The 12,923-nt window shown below is 70.0% G+C and carries 12 protein-coding genes; 3 read left to right on the forward strand and 9 right to left on the reverse strand.

The window, feature by feature from the left end:
• Positions 1-49: 49 nt before the first annotated feature.
• The gene (locus H4281_RS05375; RefSeq protein ID WP_182889756.1) at positions 50-1,924 is read right to left on the reverse strand and encodes a propionyl-CoA synthetase; all 1,875 of its coding nucleotides are present in this window, start codon (positions 1,922-1,924) and stop codon (positions 50-52) included.
• 217 nt (positions 1,925-2,141) lie between these two features.
• Here H4281_RS05375 and H4281_RS05380 point away from each other — a divergent pair, with 217 nt between their 5' ends.
• Entirely contained in the window at positions 2,142-3,863 is a 1,722-nt protein-coding gene (locus H4281_RS05380; protein WP_043832524.1) for a serine/threonine-protein kinase, read from the forward strand.
• A gap of 113 nt (positions 3,864-3,976) precedes the next feature.
• Here H4281_RS05380 and H4281_RS05385 read toward each other — a convergent pair whose 3' ends face one another.
• Positions 3,977-5,545: a dolichyl-phosphate-mannose--protein mannosyltransferase gene (locus H4281_RS05385; RefSeq protein WP_182889757.1), complete on the reverse strand. Its 1,569-nt coding sequence runs from the start codon at positions 5,543-5,545 to the stop codon at positions 3,977-3,979.
• 54 nt (positions 5,546-5,599) lie between these two features.
• On the opposite strand from H4281_RS05385, the gene rsmI reads away from it, so the two are divergent.
• Positions 5,600-6,439 carry a 16S rRNA (cytidine(1402)-2'-O)-methyltransferase gene (gene rsmI, locus H4281_RS05390; protein WP_182889758.1) on the forward strand — a complete coding sequence of 280 codons (840 nt, stop codon included), beginning with the start codon at positions 5,600-5,602 and terminating at the stop codon, positions 6,437-6,439.
• Position 6,440: 1 nt separating this feature from the next.
• Here rsmI and H4281_RS05395 read toward each other — a convergent pair whose 3' ends face one another.
• The 3 genes from H4281_RS05395 to H4281_RS05405 form a co-directional block, all read right to left on the reverse strand.
• Positions 6,441-6,692, reverse strand: a complete 252-nt coding sequence (locus H4281_RS05395) for a hypothetical protein (protein ID WP_182889759.1) — start codon at positions 6,690-6,692, stop codon at positions 6,441-6,443.
• A gap of 4 nt (positions 6,693-6,696) precedes the next feature.
• Complete coding sequence (locus H4281_RS05400) at positions 6,697-7,092, reverse strand: hypothetical protein (RefSeq protein WP_182889760.1); 396 nt, start codon at positions 7,090-7,092, stop codon at positions 6,697-6,699.
• Positions 7,093-7,471: 379 nt separating this feature from the next.
• A complete protein-coding gene (locus tag H4281_RS05405) occupies positions 7,472-7,948 on the reverse strand; it encodes a QsdR family transcriptional regulator (RefSeq protein ID WP_182889761.1) in 477 nt (158 codons plus the stop codon).
• Positions 7,949-8,120: 172 nt separating this feature from the next.
• On the opposite strand from H4281_RS05405, the gene H4281_RS05410 reads away from it, so the two are divergent.
• Positions 8,121-9,080: a quinone oxidoreductase family protein gene (locus tag H4281_RS05410; RefSeq protein WP_182889762.1), complete on the forward strand. Its 960-nt coding sequence runs from the start codon at positions 8,121-8,123 to the stop codon at positions 9,078-9,080.
• A 34-nt stretch (positions 9,081-9,114) separates the two neighbouring features.
• Here H4281_RS05410 and H4281_RS05415 read toward each other — a convergent pair whose 3' ends face one another.
• From H4281_RS05415 to H4281_RS05430, 4 genes are all read right to left on the reverse strand, one after another.
• Positions 9,115-10,353 carry an aminodeoxychorismate synthase component I gene (locus H4281_RS05415; RefSeq protein ID WP_182889763.1) on the reverse strand — a complete coding sequence of 413 codons (1,239 nt, stop codon included), beginning with the start codon at positions 10,351-10,353 and terminating at the stop codon, positions 9,115-9,117.
• 45 nt (positions 10,354-10,398) lie between these two features.
• A complete protein-coding gene (locus tag H4281_RS05420) occupies positions 10,399-11,013 on the reverse strand; it encodes a glycoside hydrolase family 25 protein (RefSeq protein ID WP_182889764.1) in 615 nt (204 codons plus the stop codon).
• A 97-nt stretch (positions 11,014-11,110) separates the two neighbouring features.
• Positions 11,111-11,875: an ABC transporter permease gene (locus H4281_RS05425; protein ID WP_182889765.1), complete on the reverse strand. Its 765-nt coding sequence runs from the start codon at positions 11,873-11,875 to the stop codon at positions 11,111-11,113.
• On the reverse strand, positions 11,865-12,863 hold the full coding sequence (locus H4281_RS05430) for an ATP-binding cassette domain-containing protein (protein WP_182889766.1): 999 nt from the start codon (positions 12,861-12,863) through the stop codon (positions 11,865-11,867). Before H4281_RS05430 ends, H4281_RS05425 begins: the two co-directional genes overlap by 11 nt.
• Positions 12,864-12,923: the final 60 nt, after the last annotated feature.

The raw sequence follows: 12,923 nt of genomic DNA on the forward strand, positions 1-12,923 counted from the left end.
GGATCCCGCCGCGCAGCACGCTGCTGAGAAAACCCCATGGGGACGATGCTCAGGGCCGCAGGATCGCCCGCAGCGCGTCCAACACCGACGGGTCCTCGATCGTCGACGGAACCGCCTCGTCGCGTCCGTCGGCGATTCCGCGCATCGTCTTGCGCAGGATCTTCCCCGAGCGCGTCTTCGGCAAAGCGCTGACCACCGAGACGTCCCGGAACGCCGCCACCGGCCCGATATCGCGGCGAACCAGCGCCACCAGCTCGTCCCGCAACTGCTCCTCAGGCACCTCCACGCCGGACTTCAGCACCACGAACCCGCGCGGCACCTGCCCCTTCAACTGGTCCGCGACCCCGATCACGGCACACTCCGCGACCGCCGGATGCGACGCCAGCACGGCTTCCATCGAACCGGTCGACAGCCGGTGCCCGGCCACGTTGATCACGTCGTCGGTGCGGCCCATGACGAACAGGTAGCCGTCCTCGTCGAGGTAACCCGAGTCACCGGTCAGGTAGTAGCCGGGGTAGCGCGACAGGTACGCCTCGCGGTAGCGCTCGTCGTCGCCCCACAGCGTCGGCAGCGAACCCGGCGGCAGCGGCAGTTTCAGCGTGATCGCGCCCTCTCGACCGGCTGGCAGCTCCTCGCCTGCTTGATCAAGAATGCGCACGTCCCAGCCGGGCACCGGTTTCGTCGCCGATCCGGGTTTGACCGGCATCGGTTCGAGACCGCGCGGGTTCGCCGCGATCGGCCAGCCGGTTTCGGTCTGCCACCAGTGGTCGACGACCGGCGTGCCGAGGATGTCGTGCGCCCAGTGGTAGGTCTCCGGGTCGAGCCGCTCGCCCGCCATGAACAGGGTGCGGAACTGGGAAAGGTCGTACTTTTTGAGCTCGTCGGCGTCCGGGTCCACCTTCTTCACCGCGCGCAACGCCGTCGGCGCGGTGAACAGCGCTTGCACGCCGTGCTCGGAAATGACCCGCCAGAACGCGCCCGCATCCGGCGTTCCGACGGGTTTTCCTTCGTACAGCACGGTTGTCGCGCCGACCAGCAGCGGCGCGTAGACGATGTACGAATGCCCGACGACCCAGCCGACGTCGGAAGCCGTCCACCACACGTCCCCGGCGTGGACGTCGTACAGCGCGCCCATCGACCACGCCAGCGCGACCGCGTGCCCGCCCGCGTCGCGGACCACGCCCTTCGGCCGCCCGGTGGTGCCGGACGTGTAGAGGATGTAGAGCGGATCGGTCGCCTTCACCGGGACCGGATCGACCGGGTCGGCGTCGGCGACCAGTTCGGTCCAGTCGAGGTCGGCGCCGGACAGTTCCGCGCGCGCCTGCTCGCGCTGGAACACCACGACATGGTCCGGCTGGTGCTCGGTGGTCTCGAGAGCGGCGTCGATGATCGGCTTGTACTCGACGACCCGCGTCGGCTCGATCCCGCACGACGCGGCGAGGATCAGCTTCGGCTTGGCGTCTTCGATCCGCGCCGCCAGTTCCTTCGGCGCGAACCCGCCGAACACCACGGAGTGCACCGCACCGATCCGCGCGCAGGCGAGCATCGCGATGACGGCCTGCGGGATCATGGGCAGATAGAGGATCACGCGGTCGCCGCGGGTCACGCCGAGCGACGCGAGAGCGCCGGCGAAGGTCGCGACCTCGTCCCGCAGCTCCGCGTAGGTGTAGCGGCGTTTGCGGCCGGTGACCGGCGAATCCCAGATCAGCGCGTCCTGCGCGCCGCGGCCGCCGTCCGCGTGCCGGTCGAGCGCGTTGTAGGAGGTGTTCAGTTCGCCGTCGGGATACCAGCGGTAGAACGGCGCGGCGGACGAGTCGAGCGCGCGGGTGGGCCGCTGCGTCCAGTCGATCGCCCGGGCAGCCTCGAGCCAGAACCGCTCCGGGTCGTCCAGACTGCGCCGATACGTCTCGGTGTACGCGCCCACGAGGTCTCCTTTGACTTCAGACGGCCGAATCTGCCCTCATGATGGCCTTTCCCGCGGCGGAACGCAGGTCAGCGAGGTCAGGCGAGATCGATGCGGTGGATCACGATCCCGGCGCGACCCGGCAACCCCGCGGCGGCTGTGTGCGTCCTAAGCTGGACCGTGGGGAACGGCCGCGCAGCGGCACGAGGACAACACTGACAGTGAGGGGAACCAGCCGGTGAGCGGAATCGCGAGCGCGCTGCTCTCGCTCGCGCACACCTTGTTCGGCCCGGGGTTCTGCCCCGGCGACTGGGTGTGGGCGACGACCACAGCGGGTGCGCTCGTCGCGCTCTTCCCGGCGGCCGGGGCGCTGATCGTGGCGATCGTCCGCAAGGGGACCGGCAACCGGTACGACGCGACGACGCTCACCGTGTTCGGGCTCATCGGCGTGGTCAGCGTCCTGGTGCTGCCGTGGCTGATGGCCTCGGGCATCTCAGAGACTTTCCGCGCGGCCAACGCGGGCAGCGCGAGCGGCCTGTCCGCCTCCGAAACCGCCAAGCTGAGCACGAACTACTGCTCGTTCATCGGCGTGCAGAAGACCTACCTCGGCGGTGGGCCGAACGTCTTCGAGACGCTCTTCTACCCGCGCGGTCTCAAGCTGTCGTACGCGCTGTACCTGCTCGCCTTCACCGTGCTGCCGGTCGGCTCGCTGCTGTTCGTGATGCTGCAAGCGCGCACCGCCTTCCGCCGCGGGCCGAAGTGGCCGTCGCGGTTCTTCTGGATCCCCTTCGTGGTCATGGCGGTCGCGAGCTCGGGCATGTCGGCCAACACCGCCGTGCACTTCTGGCTCGGCTTCCTGCCGTTCAGCATCCTGGGGCTGATCCCGGTCGCGCTGGTCGGCCCGCCGCCGTGGTCGGTGATCAACCGGCCGGAACCGCGCCGCGACGAACCGCCCGCCGCGCCGCCTCCGCCGCGCCGGGAGCAGCTGCCGCCGCCTCCGCCGCCGCAGAACAAGCAGTACCCGGCCACCGCGCTGGCGTCCGCTCCGGAGCCGCCGCCCGCCGGGATGCTGGCCGCCGCGCCCGGCGCGATCCCGCCGCCGCCCGGTTCGCGCAACGCGGGCAGCAGCCGGTACCGGCGCGTCCGCCAGCTCGGGCACGGCGGGTTCGGCACGGTCTGGGAAGCCGTCGACACGCAGCTCAACCGCACTGTCGCGCTCAAGATCGCGCACGCGCCCGACCGCGACACCGAGGAGCGCATGCAGCGCGAGGCGCGGGCGCTGGCCGTGGTGAACCACCCCAACTGCGTCCGCGTGTACGACCTGGTCGAGGAACCGGACGGGCTCGCGCTCGTCATGGAGTACCTCCAGGGCCGCCCGCTCGCCGAGGTGGTCGACGGACAGGGCCCGATCGACGACGTCGCCGCCGGCCGGCTGTGGTCGACGATGGCGGGTGCGCTGGTCGCGGCGCACGAGCGGGGCGTCCTGCACCGTGACGTGAAGCCGTCCAACGTCATCCTCGACCCGGCGGGCATCGCGCACCTCATCGACTTCGGCATCGCCCGCAGCCAGGGCGATTCCAAGATGACCGCCACCGGGATGATGATCGGCACGCCCGATTTCGTCGCGCCGGAACAGGCGATGGGGTCCCCGGCGAGCCCGGCGTCGGACGCCTGGCAGCTCGCCGCCACGGTCAGCTACGCGCTGTCCGGCCAGCCGCCGCGCGGCACCCGCGAGACGCCGATGGCCGCGCTGATGGCCGCGGCGCGCGCCGATCCGGTCACGCACCTGCCGCAGCGTTCGGTGCACGCGCGGATCCTGGCGGCGTCGCTGGACCCGGAGCCGCGCCGCCGCCCGACGCTGAACTCGGTGCGGCGCGAGGTCGACGGCTGGCTGAGCCGGCAGGGCAAGGCACTGGACGGGCCGGTCACGCAGATTGTGCCGCGCCGGTCGTCCCGGTGAGCCTCGTGAGTGTTGATCACGGTTAGAACGGTGATCAACACTCACGAGGCGTTCGAGCTGCTGGAGCCGACGGCCGTAGCGCCGCCCCTGCTATCCGCCGCCGGGCGCCTACTTCAGCGCCACGAAGGCAGCCACATCTCCGCCTGCCAATGGTCGTTCGTGATCGGGATGCCGTTGAGGATCGGCCACAGCCAGGCGAAGTTCGCGACCACCAGTCCGACGTAGAGCGAGACGACGAGCAGACCGGTGCCCCGCCGTTCGAATCCGCGTTTGGCGCTGCCGAGGATCTGCCCGAGCGCCAGTACCAGCCCGAGCACCAGGAACGGGGCCATCGGGGTGGCGTAGAAGAAGTACATCTGCCGGTCGATGTTGGTGAACCAGGGCAGGTAGCCGGCGAAGTAACCGGTGAGCACGGCGGCGTAGCGCCAGTCCGCGCGGAAGAACCAGCGCCACAGGCCCCAGCCGAGCATCGGGACGGCCAGCCACCACATCGCGGGCGTGCCGATCAGCATCGTCGCGCCGAGGCAGCGCGATTCGCCGCAGCCGGTGACGTTGCCGTCGTAGTAGTAGAGCATCGGCCGCAGGCCCATCGGCCACGTCCACGGCTTCGACTCCCACGGATGCGGATTGTCCTTGGGCGTCAGCAGGGTTTCGTGGAAATGCAGCACGTTGGCGGTGTAGCTGCCGAGCGAGCGCAGCGCGGGCGGGATCCAGCCGAACATGCCCGGGTCGAGGTTCTTGATCTCGGTGTAGTGCCGGTCCGTCGCGGTCTCGCTGGCGAACCACGCCCAGTACGCCGCCAGGTACATCAGCACCGGCACGACGAGGATCGCCCACAGCGCGGGCGCGACGTCGCGGCGGATCGTCCCGACCCACGGCCGCTGCACGCCCGCCGCGCGCCGGGCCGCGACGTCGAAGAACACGGTGAGCAGGCCGAAGGCGGCGATGTAGTAGAGCGCCGACCACTTCACGCCGAAGGTCAGGCCGATCATCAGCCCGGCCGCGAACCGCCACCACCGGAAGCCGAGCTTCGGCCCCCACTGCGATTCGCCGACCCAGCCCTCGCGCACCGCGACGGCCAGCCGCTGCCGTACCTGGTCGCGGTCGCAGAGCACGCAGGCGAACGCGGCGAGCACGAAGAACGCGATGAAGATGTCGAGCATCCCCATCCGCGACTGCAGGTGCAGCACGCCGTCGCAGATCACCAGCACGCCCGCGATGCCGCCGAGCAGCGTCGAGCGGGTCAGCCTGCGCGCGATGCGCACGGTGAGCAGCACGATCAGCGTGCCGGCCACGGCCGACATGAACCGCCAGCCCCAGCCGTTGTAGCCGAAGAGCCACTCGCCGAACGCGATGAAGTCCTTGGCCAGCGGCGGGTGCACGATCAGCTCGTACCCGGCGTTGTCCTCGTACCCGCCGTTGCGCAGCATCTGCGCGGCCTGGGGCACGTAGTGCTTCTCGTCGAAGACGGGACTGTTGTGGTCAGTGGGAAGGCCCAGATTCTGCAGCCGGACGACGCCGCCGATCACGGTCAGCACGATCGTGACGATCCAGCCGCGCAGCCGGTCGGCGGGCATGGCCCGGCCGAGCAGGGTGGCTTCGCGGTCGGTCGGGGGACGGCGCGCGTCGACCGGGTCCGGCCGCACGCTCTCGTCGTCGGCACGGGTCAGCAGCGCGGTCACGGGGCCCGATAGTACGGCCTGATCCACCGGTGGCGTCTGGTTAGGCTGACTGCCATGACTTCTGCCTCCGGCCGGCTCGTCCTCGCCGCCACCCCGCTGGGCGATCCCGGCGACGCGTCCGCCCGGCTGATCGAGGCGCTGGGCTCGGCAGACGTGATCGCGGCCGAGGACACGCGGCGGCTGCGCGGGCTCGCTTCCGCGCTCGGCGTGTCGCCAACCGGGCGGGTGGTCAGCTTCTACGAGGACGTCGAGACCGCCCGGTTGCCGAAGCTGCTGGAGGCGCTGCACGGCGGCGAGACGGTGCTGGTCGTGACCGATGCCGGGATGCCGAGCGTGTCCGATCCGGGCTTCCGTCTCGTGGCCGCGTGCGTCGAGGAGGATCTGCCGATCACCTGCCTTCCCGGCCCGTCGGCGGTGACGACGGCGCTCGCGTTGTCCGGGCTGCCCTGCGACCGGTTCTGCTTCGAGGGCTTCGCGCCGCGCAAGCCTGGCGAGCGGTCGAAGTGGTTCGCGGAGCTGGTGAGCGAGCGCCGGACTGTCGTGTTCTTCGAATCGCCGCACCGGATCGCGTCCCTGCTGTCGGACGCTGCCGCCGCGCTGGGCGGGTCTCGGCGGGCCGCGGTGTGCCGGGAGCTGACGAAGACGTACGAAGAGGTCAAACGCGGCACTCTCGCGGAACTTGCCGAGTGGGCAGCGGACGGGGTCCGCGGCGAGATCTCGGTGGTGCTGGAGGGCGCGGCTCCTCGGCAGGCGTCGGTGGCGGACCTGGTGCCGGAGGTGGCGGAGCGGGTCGCTTCGGGGGAACGGCTGAAGACCGTCGCGGCCGAGGTGGCCGGTGCGGCTGGGGTGTCCACGAAGGAGCTTTACGCGGCGGTGCTCGCGGCCCGGAAGTGAGTCAGCGCCGGGCATTGTCCTCGGCTAAAAACTGCAGCCACATCGGGTCACCGGGTGAGGTTTTGGTGATCGTGGCCAGGTCCTCCGGTCGCCAAGTGCGGATGCTGTTGGTGTGCACGACGTGGTCGTCCAGCAGGCCGTCGTCGGGGATTTCCGTTGTGCTGGAGAGGAACTCGGCGACGGTGGCCGGATCCGCGGCGGTGCGGGAACCGGGAACCGGCACCAGTGCGAGTTCGTCGTCCTCGGCGACCACGAGGTCACCGCTCGACGTCCCGCTCCAGCAAGGTGCCGGACGGCGTCCCGATCCACAGTACGCCGGGCCGCGCACCGAAGGCGACGTTCTCCCAGAGCCAGGAGAAATTCCGGTTGGGCCGTTTCGGGTCGCCGAGCGAGATCTTCCTGGTCCGGCGCAGCGAAGGGAACTCGAACACCAGGACCTGGTGTTCGTAGGTGTTGCCGCGAATCGCCAGGTACCGCCCGTCGGAGCTGAAGACTGGAAGCCCCCAGCAGTTGGATTCCAGAATCAGGGCCCAGTCGAGGAACCGCAGCTTCTCGCCTGGGCGGGAGAAGAGAACAAAGGTCGCGCCCTGGTCGCTCTGCAGCGTGGCGACCAGCCCTCCCGCAGGATGCGCGGCGACCCCGGTGACCCACACCCGAACGGTCGCAGAGATCGGTCGACGTCCACAGCGACTGGCCGTCGGGGCTGAAGGCCATGTCGTCGGAGACAGCGATGTCCAGCGCGGAGGTGCCGGACCGAGTCCAGCGAACCGTTTCCCCGCCAGAGGATACGACCAGTTCCGGCCGCTCCGGATGCCAGGCGACGACGGGCCAGTGGTCGAACTTCCCGTATTCCGCGGAATCCGCGCCTACCGAGCCGATTTCGCGGAGTACTCGCTCGGCGTAGTAGAGATGCACCGCGGGCCGGTCCTGATCGATCCCGGCGACGAGCGGCAGTTTCGGATGGCACACCAGCTTGCCGATCGAAGCGGTCGGGATCCGGGCGATGGCCTGGACAGCAGTCACCAGAAAACTTTACCGACCGCGCAACAGCATTTTCGCCGCTACCAAAGCCTTTTCCGCGTCCGGCTCCTCGCCGGTGATGGCATCGGTGTAGATGAACGACTCTCCGACCCGAACCAGCAGATACGCCAGATCCGCTACCGGCAGCGGTGACTCCAGCCGCCCAGCCGCGACCTCGTCGGACAGCAACGCCTGCACCTTCTCGATGGTCCGCGACTGCACCAGGCTCGCCTTGGTCGTCAGCAACCGCAGCGCACGCTCCGGCTCCCGGCGCAAGAACGCGCGGAACGGTTCGGAAGCGTTGACCGTGCGCACGAACGTCCCGATCGCCTCCGCGACGCCGTCCCCGCCGCGGCCCGCGTAACTGACGTTATCCAGCACCGAGGAGGTCTCCGCCCACAGGATTTCGCTCAGCAGATGGTCCCGGCTGCCGACCCAGCGATGCAGGGTCGCGCGGCTGACGCCGAGGTCGCCGGCCAGGTCGCGCATGTCGACGCGGTCTCCGGCGAGGAACCGGGCGCGGGCAAGGCGGAAGGCCGCGACCGCGTCGGGTCGCGAGGTGCGGGTTGACAGTGGCGTGTCGATGGGTGAGACGTTAGCAGAGAGTGTCCCAGAGGTGAGACGTATGGCAGGATGTCTCACGACGAGAGGAGCCGCGAAGATGCGTGCTGTGCAGGTGACCGAGTTCGGCGGTCCGGAGGTGCTGAAGCCGGTCGAGCTGCCGGATCCGGTGGCCGGGCCGGGGCAGGTGCTGATCGAGGTCGACCGCGTCGGGCTGAATTACGCGGATACGCATCAGGCGGAGAACTCGTATCTCGCTCCGAGCAAGCTGCCGCTCGTGCCAGGCGGCGAGGTCGTCGGCCGCACGGCGGACGGCAAGCGCGTGGTCGCGCTGCTCAACGACGGCGGCGGCTACGCCGAGCGCGTCGTGGCCGACGAGGCCATGACGTTTCCGGTTCCGGATGGCGTCGACGACCTGAACGCGCTGTCGATGCTGGTCCAGGGCGCGACCGCGTGGATCATGCTGCGCAAGAACGCCCACCTCGAGCCAGGCGAGACCGTGGTCGTGCACGCCGCGGCGGGCGGGGTCGGATCGATCGCGGTGCAGTTGGCGAACGCGTGGGGCGCGGGCCGGGTGATCGCGACCGCGAGCAGCGAGGAAAAGCGCGAACTGGCGATCGAACTCGGCGCGGACGTCGCGGTCGATTCCCGCGCGGAGAACATGACCGAGGTTCTGCGGGAGGCCAACGGCGGCAAGCGGGTCGACATCGTTCTCGACATGGTCGGCGGCACCACGACCGACCAGAGCATCGCCGCGCTGGCCCCGTTCGGCCGCCTGGTCTTCTACGGGATGGCCGGCCGCCGGTCGCCGAAGCCGATCGAATTGCGCAATCTGCTCGGCCACAGCACGACCGTCGCCGGGATGTGGCTGCCGCACGTGTTCCGCTTGCCGGGCAACGTTTTCGGCACCGCGCTCAGCGACTTGTTCACCATGGTGCAGGACGGCAAGCTCCGCGCGATCGCGGGCGGCGAGTACGCGCTGGCGGACGCGCGGAAGGCGCACGAGGCGCTGCGGTCCCGAGGCACGACGGGCAAGTTGCTGCTCGACCCGCGTAAGTAAGGCTCGTGAGCGGTAAACCCGGTTAGCACCGGCTTTACCGCTCACGAGGGCTGGCCAGCAAGGACTCCAGCGGCGCGGCTTTGTGCAGGCATTCCTGCCATTCCGCGGCGCTGTCCGAGTCCGCGGTGATCCCGCCGCCGACGCCGAGCGCGATCCGGTCCCCGCTGATCTCGAACGTCCGGATCGCCACGTTCAGCTCCAGCCCCGCCAGCGGCGACAGCATTCCGGCGGCGCCGGTGTATACGCCGCGCGCCGTCGGTTCCAGCTCGGCGATCAGGTCCAGTGCCCGAATCTTCGGCGCGCCGGTAACCGAACCCGGCGGGAACGTCGCCGCCAGCAACCCGGCATCCGTCACGCCGTCCGCCAGCCGACCCTCCACTGTGGACGCCAGATGCCACACGCCGGGAGCCGGATGCACGGCAAGCAGTTCCGGCACCACGACGCTGCCGACCTCGCACACCCGCCCGAGGTCGTTGCGCACCAGGTCGGTGATCATCACGTTCTCCGCGACGTCCTTCGCCGACTTCCGCAACCGGAGCGCGTTGCCGTCATCCGCCGGACCGCGACGGGGCAACGTCCCCTTGATCGGCGACGACCGCACGCGTCGGCCGTGGCGTGCCAAGAACAGCTCTGGCGACAGCGAAACCACCGAACCCCATTCACCGGTGACGTAAGCCGCCCGCCGCGGAGCCAGCCGTCGCACCCCTTCGGCGAACAGCGCGGCGGGCGACCCCTCGAACGTCCCGGTGAACCGCGAGCAGATGTTCGCCTGGAACAGTTCGCCTGCCTCGATCTCGTGCACGCACGCCTTCACCGCCTGCTCGTGTCCGGAAGGCCGGTCCAACGCGCTGGCGGACCACGACAGCTCCGCGGACCCAGCCAGCGCGCGTTCGATCACGGCAAGCTGCGCGTCGGCGTCGCCTTCGAGCGACTCGAACCAGCACACTCCCGCCGCGTCCCAGCGCAGTACGTGATCCGCCCAGCCCCAGGCCGACTCCGGAACCCCGGTGGAGCGGCCGGACGGATCCGCCTGGTCGTAAGCCAGAAACCCGAACCACCCGCCACCGATCCGCTCGGACGGACCCGAGACCGAAAAGGCCGACGGGAAGGGCCGCGGAGTCACCGCCACGAACGGCGCCACCACCGCCGGCGACCCGAACCAGTTCCCGCAGACCGCGGCGGGTTCGGGCAGGCCGTGCGCCCGGGCGTACACGGACAGCAGAACGAGCACCCGAGAAGGGGTCAGGTCGGTCCGCAGCCGCTGGAAACGCATCGCGCCATTGTGCCGGAAACCGGCGGTGACCAGCGGAAAAGGTGATCAGAGCAGCACATCGGACAGCGCGAACGGATACACCACCGCGTCCTGCGCCACCGGCCCGTCGACGCCGGGCACGTCCGGCGCGAAGGCGTGCTGGTGCAGCCCGAGCCGCGAATGGAACCAGCCGGGCCGTCCGGGGATGCCGTTGTGCCGCACCAGCCACAGCACGACGTCGGAATCGGCCCAGCGGTCCGGGTGCAGCCGGTGCGCCCAGCAGTCGTGCCCGGCGTACACGAGGACCCGGCGGATCCGCGCCGCGTGCCGCACGTGCTTGATCCACGCCTTCACGAACCGGTCGTCGACGCTCTGCGCGTCCACTTCCAGTGCGGGAGCGAGCGATCCGGGTGCGAACGCGCCGAGCCTGCTCGCCGTCCGGACGAAATGGTCGGCCTGGTCGTGCACCGCTCCAGGACGCGCGTAGTGCCGGGCCCCGGTGTGGATGCCCGCGTGCTGGGCCGCGGCCAGCGTCCGTTCCGCGCCCGGATCACTCCAGTTGACGTTCTCGCTGATCGTGACCGAGGCGAACCGCACGTCGGCGCCGCGCACCGCCGCCCAATCGAGCACTTGCTCGCGATGAGTGAGCGTGAGTCCGCGCCCACTCTCCGGTTCCGCCACCTCGCACCCCTGACAAGCCCCACGACGGGTGAAAGGCCACCCTACGTCCGGAATTCCGGAGCGGGGTGACCTTTCCCGGCGTGTCGATAGGCTTTGATCAGGCGTTTTCCCGTTGGAAGGTGCGCGTTCCCCACCAGATCGCCAAAACGGCCATGACCAGCACGACCACGCTCCCGGTGAACAGCGCGTCCATCGAGAAGTCGCCGCGGAAGCTGTTGCGCTCCACGTCGACCACGTGCCGGAACGGGTTGATCTGCGAGATCGTGTACAGCCACTTCGGGGCCAGCCCGGCGGTGATCGGGATCAGGATCCCGGACAGCAGCAGCAACGGCATGAGCACCGCGTTGAGCAGCGCCGGGAACGCCTCCTCGCTCTTGAGCGTGAGCGCCAGCGCGTAGGAGCACGACGCCAGCGTGAGCGCGAGCAGGAACACGATCGCCAGGCTGAGCAGCACGCCGCCGACCGGGGCGTTCAGGTCGAACACCAGGTAGGCGAGCAGGATGATCAGCACCGATTGCACGGTCGCCTGCAACGCGTTCGCCAGCACCTTCCCGAGCAGCAGCGCGGCCCGGTGCACCGGGGTGACGCGCAGCCGCTCGACCACGCCGGACCGGAACTCGGCCAGCAGCCCGAAGCCCACGAAGGAACTGCCGAACAGCGCCAGCTGCGCGATCAGCGCGGGCGTGAGCACCATCCAGCCGTCGACCTCGGATATCCCCTGCGCGCTGAGCGACTTCACCAGCAGCGGGCCGAAGAAGAACAGGTACAGCAACGGCTGGGCGAGCCCGATCAGCAGCCACGCCGGATTCCGCAGCGCGCCCGCCATGTCGCGCCGGAAAATCAGCCAGGTGTCATGCAACACCGGACACCTCCGGTTCCGCCGGCGCGGGCTGCTCGGCTTCGCGCAGCGACCGGCCGGTGAGGGTAAGGAATACGTCGTCCAAGGTCGGCCGCGTGACCTGCATCGAGGTCGTCGCGATCTCCTTGGCGTCGAGCGCGCGCAGCAGCTCCGGCATCGCGGTGTCGCCGCGCGGCACCCGGAACCGGATCGACCCCTCGCGCACCGCGAACTCGTGCGCGCCGGGCAGCTGCCGGGCCAGGTCGGCGGCGGCCTCGGCGGATCGCGGATCCACCTCGATCGCCACCCCGTCGCCGGAGACCTGCTCCTTCAGTGCGTCCGGATGCCCCTCGGCGACGATCCGGCCGTCGTCGATCACGATCAGCCGGTCGGCCAGCGCGTCCGCCTCGTCGAGGTAATGCGTGGTCAGGAAGATCGTGACGCCCTGCTCCGCGCGCAGCCGCCGGATGTGTCCCCACAGGTTCGCCCGGCTCTGCGGGTCGAGCCCGGTGGACGGCTCGTCCAGGAAGACCAGCCCCGGCGAATGGATCAGCCCCAGTGCGATGTCGAGCCTGCGCCGCTGACCCCCGGAGAGCGTCTTCGTGGCCCGCTGTTCGAGCCCGGTCAGGTCGAGCTGTTCGGCGAGCACCTTGCCGCGCGCGATCGCGTCGGCCCTGCTCATCCGGTACAGCCTGCCCTGCAGCTCCAGCTCTTCGCCGACGCGCGATTCAGGCGCGGTTCCGCCGCCCTGGGCGACGTACCCGATGTTGCGGCGCACCCCCGCCGCGTCGGTGAGCAGGTCGTGCCCGCCGACGGTCGCCGTGCCCGCGGTCGGTCTCAACAAGGTGGTGAGCATGCGCAGCGTCGTGGTCTTGCCCGCCCCGTTCGGGCCGAGGAACCCGACCAGCTCGCCCGCCTCGACGTCGAGATCGACCCCCTTCACCGCGTGCACTTCGCCACCGGCTCGGCCCTTGCGGCGGAACCGCCGCTCGAGTCCGCGTGCCGTGATCATGGATTGCCCCTCTCCTCCCAAGAAGATCAACTAGTCAATCTTGACTAGTTGACGCGCACA

It is taken from the genome of Amycolatopsis dendrobii, assembly GCF_014145675.1.
GTDB classification, from domain to species: domain Bacteria; phylum Actinomycetota; class Actinomycetes; order Mycobacteriales; family Pseudonocardiaceae; genus Amycolatopsis; species Amycolatopsis dendrobii.

What these genes read in the sequence shown, in the direction of transcription:
- H4281_RS05415 (WP_182889763.1), bottom strand. Translation starts at nt 10,353, where the DNA reads ATGCGTTTCCAGCGGCTGCGGACCGACCTGACCCCTTCTCGGGTGCTC.
- rsmI (WP_182889758.1), top strand. Translation starts at nt 5,600, where the DNA reads ATGACTTCTGCCTCCGGCCGGCTCGTCCTCGCCGCCACCCCGCTGGGC.
- H4281_RS05410 (WP_182889762.1), top strand. Translation starts at nt 8,121, where the DNA reads ATGCGTGCTGTGCAGGTGACCGAGTTCGGCGGTCCGGAGGTGCTGAAG.
- H4281_RS05430 (WP_182889766.1), bottom strand. Translation starts at nt 12,863, where the DNA reads ATGATCACGGCACGCGGACTCGAGCGGCGGTTCCGCCGCAAGGGCCGA.
- H4281_RS05405 (WP_182889761.1), bottom strand. Translation starts at nt 7,948, where the DNA reads ATGCGCGACCTGGCCGGCGACCTCGGCGTCAGCCGCGCGACCCTGCAT.